Origin of the sequence: Streptomyces johnsoniae (genome assembly GCF_031845565.1) — a bacterium.
Classification (GTDB): Bacteria; Actinomycetota; Actinomycetes; order Streptomycetales; family Streptomycetaceae; genus Streptomyces; species Streptomyces johnsoniae.
On record NZ_JAVREV010000008.1, the window covers coordinates 363,353 to 373,560 of the forward strand.

Sequence of the window (10,208 nt, forward strand, 5' to 3'; positions counted from 1 at the left end):
GTCGATTGAGTAGATCGAGTAGATCGAGTGGAAGGCGGTCAGCGGTGAGCAACGTCGAGACGGAGCCGGCCGTGCTGCGCTGCGGAGAACCGGCCGACGGCGAACGGGGAACACCGCAGCCGCAGGTGCCGCGGGTGGAGGTCCTGGCCCCGCGTGCGGTCCCGCTGGGCGGCCCCCGGGCGATGACGGTGCGGCGCACGCTGCCGCAGCGGGCCCGGACGCTGATCGGGGCCTGGTGCTTCGTCGACCACTACGGCCCGGACGATGTCGCCGCCACGAGCGGGATGGATGTCCCCCCGCACCCGCATACCGGCCTGCAGACGGTGAGCTGGCTGTTCAGCGGGGAGGTCGAGCACCGGGACAGCCTGGGCAGCCATGCCCTGGTCCGGCCCGGAGAGCTGAACCTCATGACGGGCGGACACGGCATCGCCCACTCCGAGGTCTCCACGGCGCGGGCCACCGTGCTGCACGGCGTCCAGTTGTGGGTGGCACTGCCCGAGGCACACCGCCACGCCGCCCGGGACTTCCAGCACCACATCCCCGGCCCCCTGCGCCTGGACGGGGCCGAGGCCAGGGTCTTCCTGGGCTCCCTCGCCGGGGCCACCTCCCCGGTGCGGACCTTCACTCCCCTGCTCGGCGCCGAGATCATCCTCCGGCCGCACGCCACGGTCACGCTCGCCGTGGACCCCGGCTTCGAGCACGGCCTTCTCGTCGACCACGGCCAGGTCCGCATCGCCGACACCCTGTTGCGCCCGGCGGAGCTGGGCTACCTCGACACCGGGAACGACACCCTCACGCTGACCAACGCCTCCGACCAAGCGGCCCGGACGCTCCTGCTCGGCGGACCGCCTTTCGAGGAGGAGATCGTCATGTGGTGGAACTTTATCGGCCGCAGCCACGACGACATCCTCCAGGCCCGCACCGCCTGGCAGGACGGCACCGACCGCTTCGGCACCGTCGAGGGCTACCACGGAGACCGGCTACCCGCCCCCGCCCTGCCCAACGCCACCATCAGACCGCGAGCGAACCCACCCCGGAAGGGCACCCGATGACACAGCCCGGCACCACCCCGACCGTCGAACGCAACGACACCAGGCACCGCTACGAGATCCTGCTCGACGGCACCCTCGCCGGCTTCACCGCCTACCGCGACCACGACGACCAACGAGTCTTCCACCACACGGAAATCGACGACGCCTTCGCCGGACAGGGCCTGGCCTCCCTCCTCGTCCAGCAGGCACTCACCGACACTCGCACCGCCGGCAAGCGCATCGTGCCGGTCTGCCCCTACGTCGCGAAGTACCTCAAGGGGCATGACGAGTTCAGCGACATCACCGACCCCGCAACCCCCGGCATCCTGGACTGGCTGAAGACCGAACGGGCCTGATCACACCGGAGAAATCCGTTGTGGGCCCGATTCGTTCCTCGGAACGAATCCACCGGCTGCCTGCGGCACGAATGACCGGATCGAGCAAACCACAGGATCTTGGTGGGTTCCGGTATACCGAGCATGACCACCTGTCGATAACGTGCGGCCCATGGCCACTCTCCCCGCGCTTGCCGCTCGGCGCTGCTACAACGTCCTCAACCAAATTCACGCCGCCATCTACTTCTCCCCCGACCTCGGCGAGGAACTCGCCAAGCTGGGTCTGAAAGACACCGCGGCCGCCTACTTCGTCGGACGCGCGGCACCGCTGGGACGAGTGGGCGCGGGCACCGTCACCGCGACCTTCTTCAACTTCGACCACGAGCTGATCGCCCGTCTCATTCCGGCCGCATGGGACGTGGTCTCCCCCGAGGCCGTTCTGGAAGCCCGGCTGCGGGCCACCGACTCGATGCTGCGGCGAGTGCTGGGCGAGGAGGTCACAGCCTCCAAGGAGGTAGCCGAGGCCGCGGAGTTGGCGCTGCACGCCACCGAGGCGTGTACGCGCCAGGCCCGCCCTCTGTACGCGGCCAACGCCGATCTGCCCGTCCCGGACGCCCCGCACCTGGCGCTGTGGCACGCCGCCACACTGCTGCGCGAACACCGTGGCGACGGCCACCTGATGACCTTGGTCGGCGCCGGGCTCGACCCGGTCGAGGCGCTGGCCTCGCACACCGCGACCGGTCAGGGCATGTCCACCAAGTGGGTCCTGCGGACCCGCGGCATCAACGCCGAGGAATGGGAGTCGGGCCGACAGCGGCTGCGCGACCGCGGGGTGCTCACCGCCGACAACGAGCTGACGGAGGCGGGCAAGCGGCTGCGCAAGGACCTTGAGGCCGAGACCGACCGCCTGGACGCCGCCCCGTACGAGCACCTGGGCGCCGAGGGTGTGGCCCGGCTGACCGAGCTGGCCACCACCCTCAGCACGACCGCCCGCAAAAACGGCGCCTTCCCCGCGGACCTACGGAACAAGATCTGACAGTGACGGCTGCACCCGGCCGCCCCTGACGAGCCGGGACACGACGCGACCATCGCGCTCGTCGGCCGCCCCGGAAGGTGACCGCCACGAAGTAGCCGAGCTGATGGCCGAGGTGTGGGCAACGTTGCGATCCTCGGCCACCCCGGAGGGCGACCGCCACCAGGGCAAAAAGCGGACACGGCAAGTTGGCGCTAAAGTGGCGATCTTCGATCGCCCCGGAGGACGACCGCCACCACCCCCTCGGCCCGTACCGATCGACCGGGAGCGCCCATGTTGCGATCCTCGGTCGTCCCAGAGGGTGACCGCCACGCCCGCTCGGCGGCTGCTGCGGGAGATCCGACTGGGGTTGCGATCCTCGGTCGTCCCGGAGGGTGACCGCCACTCTGGCCCGGCGGCCCGGGCGACGCACAGCGAGCAGTTGCGATCCTCGGTCGTCCCGGAGGGTGACCGCCACCTCGTCGGCTACGTCGACCGCCTGGCCGCGGTGGCTGTTGCGATCCTCGGTCGTCCCGGAGGGTGACCGCCACGGTATCTCACCTGGGGGGATGGCGAAGGGTGAGAGATGCACTGCACTCACCCCCCCTGAATATCACTCTCATCTCCGACATTTTCCTTCGGTGCGACCCGCGTGTCGTGTGTGCGCTTGAGGTTCCGAGCCTCAAGCGCACCGGCCGCACGTCCCTGCTTCTCACAGAACGAGGTCGTCCCGGTGGGACTGTACTTGTGCGATGCCGAGGGTTTGGACGTCGGCGAGGCCGTTATGAGGCAGGCGGTAGATGCGGATGCTGTCGCGCTCCGCGTCGATGATGTCGTCGATGCGAGCCAGGAGGCGGAGCAGGTCGGCCTCGTCGGTGACGATCTCGAAGACGGACTTCTGCACGCGCAGGCCGTAGCCCTCGCAGAGCTTCGCGACCCGTCGCAGCCGCCGCGCGCCCTTCGCGCTCGTGGTGTCCACGTCGTAGGTGAGCAGCAGGTCCATCACGCCGTCGCCTTCCACGGCAGGTAGCCGGGGAGATCGCCGCGTAGGTGGCGGGCGAGGAGGCGGGCCTGCATCACGGGGAGGAGGCCGGCGGGGACCGCGCGGCCGGCGAGCCCGTGCTCCCACGGTTGTTGGCGTGCCTCCTGCCACGCCTGGATAACCACGCTCCTGCCGTCCTCCGTCAACCGGACCGCGCCGCCCGGCAGTTTCTCGAAGTGGTCGGCGCGCAGCTGGCGGCGGTTGAGGAGGGTGAGTGCCAGCCGGTCGGCGAGGACGGGACGGAACTCCTCCATCAGGTCCAGGACAAGGCCGGGCTTCGCCGGTCGGATGCCGTGGAGGTAGCCGACGTACGGGTCGAGGCCGACCTGTTCCGCCGCGCCGTGGACCATGCCCCGCACCAACCCGTACAGGTAGGAGAGCAGTGCGTTGACGGGGTCCGTGGGTGGTCTGCGGACTCGGCGTTCGAAGGGCGGGATGCCCTCGGCCGACCGCAGGGCGTGGCGGAACGCGGCGAAGTGGAGGCGGGCCGAGTCCCCTTCGATGCCCCGGAGGGTGTTGACGTCTCCCGCCGAGGCGACGGAGTCGACCTTCTCGGCCAGCGTCGCCGCGCCGACGCGCATCGCCTCCCTCGCCGATGGCGAGGCATCGCGGGCGGCCCGGAGGATGATCCAGCGGCTATTGCGGATCTTGCCGGCGACGACGTTGCGGGCGATCTCCAGGCACACGGACTCGTCGGCGAGCGCGCGGTGTTGGGCCTGGCGGAGCAGAACGTTGCCGCGTACGGCGCCGTCGAGGCGGCCGAGGAAGCGTCCGCCGCCACTCATCCAAGTGATCGGGCGGGCGTCCTGGGCGCAGCGAGTGATGAGTTCGGTGGAGAGGTTGACGTGTCCGTAGACGACGATGGCGTCGATCCGGCGTAGCGGCAGCACGCGGCGCGTGGTCGCTTCGGGAAGGCGCACGCGCACGGAGTCCTCCTCCAGGCGAAGGTCCGCGCCCTGGGTCTGGACGTAGAGGGTGTTGAGGAGTTCGGCGGTCACGCGTTCTCCGGTTCGGGGGCGATGCGGTAAAGGTCCCGGAGGGCCTGTCGGTAGCTGCGGTCGTCGGCAAGGATGCGCGGCATACAGGAGTTGGCCATGGAGCAGCGGCGACAGCGGCCGTCGGCGACCGGTGGCGGGAGGCTCTCCGAGGTGAGCATCCGGCGAACGGCCTCGGTCACGTTCGCCACCTGTTCACGCAGGGCCGTATTGACAGTGATCAGGTGGCGTCTGCGGTCGGCGGCCGAGTAGATCGCGGCCTGTTCAATGGTGGTGTGGAACATGGCCTCCAGGCACATGGCCTGCCCTGCCGTCTGGAGGTCGGCCGGGCCGCCGGGTCGGTAGCGGCCCGACTTGTGCTCGACGGGCAGGATGCGGCCGTCTGCGTGAAGTTCGACGGCGTCGCAGATGCCGACCAAGCCGAGGGCGTCGTTCCAGACAGGCAGGGCGTGGAGGGTGCGAACGGAGCCTCGGCCCCGGTTGCCCGGGGTGTCGACGCGCTGGTGGAGGAGGGTGCCGCGCACGGTTGCGGCGTCGTCCTCGAAGGCGTCCTCCAGCAGGATCAGGCCGCTCTGCCGGGGGCAGTAGGCGAAGTGTTCCAGGGCGGAGAGGGGGACCTGGAGCGGGCCCCCCTCCCGTGAAGCCGCCCGGTGGTCGGTGATCACGCCGGCGCGGGGATGGTGATGGTGGGCCGGGCGGGCGTAACGGCCGGTTGCACGAGTGTGGTCAGCGCGACGCCGTCGGGCAGGTCGCTGCCGGAGGGGGAGGAGAGGTCGTAGTCGGTGATGCTCCGGGCCGGGGTGTCGCTTCGGAGGGTGGCGGTGACGAGGTCGGTGAGGGTGTGCGCGGGGACCCTGCCGAACGCGTCGTCGTGGCTGAACACGTGCAGGGCACGCAGGGTCAGCCCGGTGCGGGCGGCAGCGCGGTCATGCTCGAACATCAGGGTCAGCGCGCGCCAGAACATGGCGAGGTCGTCGCTGGTGACACCGGTCTTCGCGGCAAGCGGCGCGCTGAAGTGACCGCTGCCCCGGTACAGGCCGTAGGGCACGATGTGCTTGGAGCCCATCTCGGTCTCCTTGGCGTTGACCTCCTTCTTCTTGTTCTTGTCCTTGTCCTTGCCGCCCTCGCCCTCGGGCTGCGGGTTGTTCCAGGCCGCGAGGTCCTCCTCCCGGGTGGGGGTGACCCTGGTGATCCCGATGTCGAACGGGGTCACCGGGTCGATGCTGCGGGCGAACCCGAACTGCACGGGCCCCTGGACCCGACCGGCCCAACGATCGCGCCTGCCGGTGGTCATGACGGCACCGAACATCCGGACGTCGAAGAAGTTACGGCACATCCACTGCTGGGCGGTGTCCTTGTTGGCGGCACCGCCCTCCACGTAGGCGCGCTCGTGCTGGGCGTTGAGCGCGGTGCCGGCCTCGACGTAGATCTCGTAACCGGGCCTCTGCTCTACCGAGTTGAACAGGGCGACGGTGTTGCGGATCTTCCGCTTTATGGCGACGTCAGTGATCAGCCCCTGGCCGGTGACCACATCGGTGCGGGGAAGGCCGCCGTTGTCGGGATCGCCGTTGGGGTTGGAGTCGAGCGCCTCGATGAGGAGCACGAAGTCGTGCTTGCGCGTGGGGTCCAGGTGCGGGTCGGTCATGAGAGTTCGTTCCCTCGGGAAGACGGTGATGGACGAGAGGGGGGCTGGTTACGCCAAGGGTTGGGCGGGCACGGGCGATTGGCTCTCGCCGCCGGCCGCCGCCTTCGCCTCGGCGGCGGCCTCGAAGTCCGCTTGCCGCTGATGGTGGTAGCCCATGAAGAAGTCGCACTGCCCGATCAGATTGAGGTGCTGCGGGAGGGCGCCGCGCGGCATCCGCCCCAGGAACCCGTTCAGCCGGGTCTCCAGCGCCACCCCGGCCCCGGCGTTGTCCCGGCGCAGCCGCTTGAGGTGCCCGTTGGCGTTTTTCAGTAGCTGGGTCATCGTCGGGCTGGGGGCCGCGGCGGCGGTCGGCAGATACTTATCGCGCAGGCTGGTGTTGAGTCCGGGGACCGCCAGGCGCTGAATCTGTTCCAGCACGGCGAAGATCCGGCCCCACAGATAGACGGGGTGATTGTCCGTTTCATCGAGGGCGGCGGGCATCTCGGGCTTCCTGTAGTGGTCGGTTCGGTTGAGGGCGAGGCGGATGAGCGCGGCACGGGGGGCGTCGATGTTGCGGTCGGCGTGCACGCGCTGCACCAGCAGCGGCAGCAAGCGCGCGGGGAGCCGGCCGCCGTGGAGTGCGGCGAACATCAACTCCGTCTCCAGGCCGAGCGGAGCGCTGTCCCGCGCGTAGCGCTCCCCGTCCCAACGGCCGCATGCCAGGGCCATCTGCCACATGGGGACGTGACGGATGCGGCGCTTCCAGCCCTCATGCACGCCGTGCTGCTGGTACCACAGACCGAGAGTGCGCTTGATCTCGGGAACCGGCACGTCGATCCAGTCACGCACCACGATGCGCGCGTTGTTCAGCCCGATGGTCAGGCCGTAGAAGGCGTCAGGTCGGACGCGGCCGACCGCGCGGGGAGTCGGCTCGTCGTTAAGGCTGTCGATCAGCCGGGCGATGGTCGCTTCGTCAGGCCGGTCCAGGAGCACCGGTGTGAGGTCGGAGTCTTCCCCCGCCTCACGGGTCCACCACACCAGGGAGCCGAAGTCCTTGAACCGTCTGCGCTGCGTCGGGGAGGCCAGCAGATGGTTCAGGGCGGCCATGGCCCGGCCGCCGCACCGGTGGCAGATCGGGGTGTTGGCGAGCTGCTGGATTCCGTTGCGGCCTTGGGCGGCGGTGTTGATGGAGACCAGCTGGCCCTCGTTGCTGCCGCCGCTGGTCGGCACCGAGCCCTTCTTCACCGGCTCGGGGATCGTTCCGAGCAGCGCACCCTGCTCGCCGCACACCAGGCACAGCCCCGACCGTTCGTCCTTGCCACCCTTGCGTTTCCGCACCACGTCGCCCCAGAGCCCCTGCGCGGAAGCGAGGGCGTGCAGCCAACGAGTGCCGACCCGGACGGCGACCATCTCCTTGTGGTCGACTCCGTCAAGCGCCGGCCTGGTCACATCCAGGGCTGTCAGGTAGGTCCGCAGAGCCGCCGCGGCCGGGTCGTCGGGCACGGAGTCGGCCCACCGCAGGGCCAGTTCGCGGTACGCGGCATGACGCCGTTCGGCCTCGGCCCGCGCCTTCTCCGACGGGCCGTCCGTACTACTCTCCTTGGGCACGCCGAGCACGAACTCCGCAGTGTCCACCAGCAGATACGGCGGTACCTTGGTCCCGGAACGCTGAACGTGCGGAACGTACTCGACCAGCGCCTCCGCCCGCAGCTTGACCGGCTTGCGGCGGTCCTCAAGCTCGGCGCTCCTGCCATCCTCCGAAAGGCGCAGCACCCGATCGATAACCTTTGCCCGGTGGTACTCGGCGGGCAGGTCCTCGGCCGCGCGCTCGGCGTACTCGCGCAGTCGTTGCAGCAGCATCTCGGCTACTCCCCGTCCGGGCCCGAGCCCGCATCGGCGCGCCAGGAGGTGGCCGCCACAGCGACCGCGCCGTCGGGCAACGGCTCCTCGGGAACGATCAGCACACCCTCGTTCACCGAGGCGCGGAACCAGCGATAGCGCTCGCCCTGTGGCGTGTACGCGATCGAGTGCAGCATGACGCCCAGCTCGTCGTTCCAGCCGGTCTGGCACGGCCGATCGGTGGCGGGGCCGAAGGAGGCGGTGAACTCGCGGCAGCCGAAGAACGGTTGCGAGAAGCACGCACCGCGCTCGACTCGACGCCGCAACTGCTCCCGGTACTTCTCCTCCGAGGCCGGCGGGAATCCGTTGCCGCCCGCCCGCGCCTTCGCCGAGACGGCGATCTGGGCGTGAATCCGATACCGGATGTCCCGCAGCGCGGTGGTGCCGCGCTGGTCGCGATCCGCCTCAACGTCATAGCGGCGACGCCGATCCTTCTGGAACGCCGCCACAGTGGAGGCGTTCGGCACGGACGCCACCTCGTTGCGCCGCACCCGCGCCCAGCGCACCGGGCTGAGCACCTCGATCCGCCGGATCACGTACCGGAACTCCGGCTTCCAGAACACCGCCTGGAGCAGACCGTCGGCGGCCGAAGGCGTCATCAGCGGATAGCTGACGCGCTCCGACTTCAACTCCGGCCGGGTGAAGCACGCCAGCTCTCCCCACGTCTCCACCACGAGATCGGGAAACGCCCACCCATCGTTCCCCCTCGCGAGCCGCCGCGCACCGGCGGTCGTCGAACCCATCTGTTTCCTTTCCTTTTCCCGGCTAAGGCACGGCAATGACACCATCCCAAACCGAAAAAATTTGCGCCATGTGAGTGAAATAAGACCCGTCAGCGCGTCACGATACAGCAGCTGCCGCCGCCACGAACTACGGTCTCCAAAATCTCCAACTACGCTAAGGCGAAGGCGCCATGGAAACCGTAATCGCGATGCTAATCGCACTAGTAGTAGCCCGCACCCGCGTGACCGTAACCGTCGAATTGCGCTAGGGACGACGGCTGGGCCCTGCCCTGCGAGGGGAAAGCTCGCAGGGCAGGCACAGATCCCGAATTACTTCAAATCGCCATCGTTCGCCAAGCCGTTGCGATCCTCGGCCGCCCAGATGAGAGCCTCATCCAGAAGGCCGCCACCGCCCAACAGGGCTACTCCATCCTGGCATATCCGACATGCCTCCGCTTGACTACCAGAAAGCGGCTCAGACCAGAAAAGCAGCGGTGTCCTCCAACTTCTCGCCGTCCAATCCCCGAAGCGGGTCGTAGAAACCGCGCCACACCACCAGGTCGCCGACGACCGGATCGGCGAGGCGGTTGCTCAGCGCCTCCCGGACCTCGTGGCGCGGCAGCGTCGCCGTGTGGGGCTGGAGCCGGCGCCACACCTCAGGGCCCGTGGGATACGGGTCGCCGAGACGCTTGATATCCGCCTCGATCAGGTCGCGCTCCGCCTCGGTCAGCTCCGGTCGGATCACGACCACGGGCTGGGAGTAGGCGTCGTCGATCATCTGGAACGACCTGGCCACCTCCGGGAAGTCCAACTCTCGCCGCAAATGCTGAATCTCCTCCCCGAACGCTCGCCCATCGCTCCCCTGGGCCGCATACCGTTCGGCGTAGTACGACGACAGGGCAACGAGGTCGTCCGGCGCTGCGAGTTCGGGGCCGAAGAAGCGCTCGGACGCGGCCTTCGCAACCTGGTAGGACTCACTTCGCGGGTCGCCACCGTCCACCGGGCGGAAGATGACGACCCTGCCGTCGTCGTCACGCCCGTCCCGGTTGCAACGACCAGCCGCTTGTTGCAGGGACTCGGCGGGAGCCATCGCGCGGTAGACGCATGGAAAGTCGAGATCGACTCCCGCCTCGATCAAACTCGTTGACACGACGAACGTCGGCCGCCGTTCCGCCAACCGCTTCCGGACCAGATCGATCACTTCGCGCCGATGGCCGGCCGTCATCCTGGTCGACAGGTGGAGGACCATCGGTTGTTCGGCCGCCTCGCCGGCATCGCCCATGTCGTCGTCGACGAGGAGGCGGTGGAGCGTGGAGGCGTCGCGGGTCGTGTTGACGACGGTCAACACCCGTGCCCCGGGCTCTTCGAGAATCTCCCCGGCGATGGTTTCCCAGGAATCCCCCTCGTCCGACCGCCAGTAGTAAGACCGTGTCCTACGTGGTGAGCCGGTCGTTGGTTGGGCATGGGGAGTTCGCGGTGGGGTTGGATCGTTCCGGAGGGCCTGTGGGAGATCGCGCGGCCGTTGCTGCCGCCGTCACGGGGGCGTCC

At 69.1% G+C, this 10,208-nt stretch carries 10 protein-coding genes; 3 read left to right on the forward strand and 7 right to left on the reverse strand.

Features of this window, described 5'->3' with window-relative positions; all coding sequences use genetic code 11:
* Positions 1-44: 44 nt before the first annotated feature.
* The 3 genes from RM779_RS17085 to RM779_RS17095 all read left to right on the forward strand — a co-directional run bounded on the left by RM779_RS17085 (position 45) and on the right by RM779_RS17095 (position 2,402).
* On the forward strand, positions 45-1,052 hold the full coding sequence (locus RM779_RS17085) for a pirin family protein (protein ID WP_311618559.1): 1,008 nt from the start codon (positions 45-47) through the stop codon (positions 1,050-1,052).
* On the forward strand, positions 1,049-1,387 hold the full coding sequence (locus RM779_RS17090) for a GNAT family N-acetyltransferase (RefSeq protein ID WP_311618560.1): 339 nt from the start codon (positions 1,049-1,051) through the stop codon (positions 1,385-1,387). The genes RM779_RS17085 and RM779_RS17090 overlap by 4 nt, the downstream gene beginning before the upstream one ends.
* 151 nt (positions 1,388-1,538) lie before the next feature.
* Positions 1,539-2,402 carry an SCO6745 family protein gene (locus RM779_RS17095; RefSeq protein WP_311618561.1) on the forward strand — a complete coding sequence of 288 codons (864 nt, stop codon included), beginning with the start codon at positions 1,539-1,541 and terminating at the stop codon, positions 2,400-2,402.
* Positions 2,403-3,090: 688 nt separating this feature from the next.
* Here RM779_RS17095 and cas2 read toward each other — a convergent pair.
* The 7 genes from cas2 to RM779_RS17130 form a co-directional block, all read right to left on the reverse strand.
* Positions 3,091-3,381 (reverse strand): CRISPR-associated endonuclease Cas2, encoded by a 291-nt coding sequence (cas2, locus tag RM779_RS17100; RefSeq protein WP_311618578.1) that lies wholly within the window; start codon positions 3,379-3,381, stop codon positions 3,091-3,093.
* The gene (cas1c, locus tag RM779_RS17105; protein WP_311618562.1) at positions 3,381-4,418 is read right to left on the reverse strand and encodes a type I-C CRISPR-associated endonuclease Cas1c; all 1,038 of its coding nucleotides are present in this window, start codon (positions 4,416-4,418) and stop codon (positions 3,381-3,383) included. Before cas1c ends, cas2 begins: the two co-directional genes overlap by 1 nt.
* Complete coding sequence (gene cas4 / locus RM779_RS17110) at positions 4,415-5,080, reverse strand: CRISPR-associated protein Cas4 (RefSeq protein WP_311618563.1); 666 nt, start codon at positions 5,078-5,080, stop codon at positions 4,415-4,417. Before cas4 ends, cas1c begins: the two co-directional genes overlap by 4 nt.
* Positions 5,077-6,060 carry a type I CRISPR-associated protein Cas7 gene (locus tag RM779_RS17115; protein WP_311618564.1) on the reverse strand — a complete coding sequence of 328 codons (984 nt, stop codon included), beginning with the start codon at positions 6,058-6,060 and terminating at the stop codon, positions 5,077-5,079. Before RM779_RS17115 ends, cas4 begins: the two co-directional genes overlap by 4 nt.
* Before the next feature lie 48 nt (positions 6,061-6,108).
* Positions 6,109-7,899 carry a type I-C CRISPR-associated protein Cas8c/Csd1 gene (gene cas8c / locus RM779_RS17120; RefSeq protein WP_311618565.1) on the reverse strand — a complete coding sequence of 597 codons (1,791 nt, stop codon included), beginning with the start codon at positions 7,897-7,899 and terminating at the stop codon, positions 6,109-6,111.
* Positions 7,900-7,904: 5 nt separating this feature from the next.
* Complete coding sequence (gene cas5c, locus RM779_RS17125) at positions 7,905-8,726, reverse strand: type I-C CRISPR-associated protein Cas5c (RefSeq protein WP_311618566.1); 822 nt, start codon at positions 8,724-8,726, stop codon at positions 7,905-7,907.
* Between the two features lie 409 nt (positions 8,727-9,135).
* Positions 9,136-10,044 carry a helicase-related protein gene (locus RM779_RS17130; protein WP_311618579.1) on the reverse strand — a complete coding sequence of 303 codons (909 nt, stop codon included), beginning with the start codon at positions 10,042-10,044 and terminating at the stop codon, positions 9,136-9,138.
* Positions 10,045-10,208 lie beyond the last annotated feature (164 nt).

Bases quoted from the DNA above. Each gene is read 5' to 3' on its own strand.
- RM779_RS17090 (WP_311618560.1), top strand. From the start codon at position 1,049: ATGACACAGCCCGGCACCACCCCGACCGTCGAACGCAACGACACCAGG.
- RM779_RS17095 (WP_311618561.1), top strand. From the start codon at position 1,539: ATGGCCACTCTCCCCGCGCTTGCCGCTCGGCGCTGCTACAACGTCCTC.
- cas2 (WP_311618578.1), bottom strand. From the start codon at position 3,381: ATGGACCTGCTGCTCACCTACGACGTGGACACCACGAGCGCGAAGGGC.
- RM779_RS17115 (WP_311618564.1), bottom strand. From the start codon at position 6,060: ATGACCGACCCGCACCTGGACCCCACGCGCAAGCACGACTTCGTGCTC.
- cas8c (WP_311618565.1), bottom strand. From the start codon at position 7,899: ATGCTGCTGCAACGACTGCGCGAGTACGCCGAGCGCGCGGCCGAGGAC.
- cas5c (WP_311618566.1), bottom strand. From the start codon at position 8,726: ATGGTGTCATTGCCGTGCCTTAGCCGGGAAAAGGAAAGGAAACAGATG.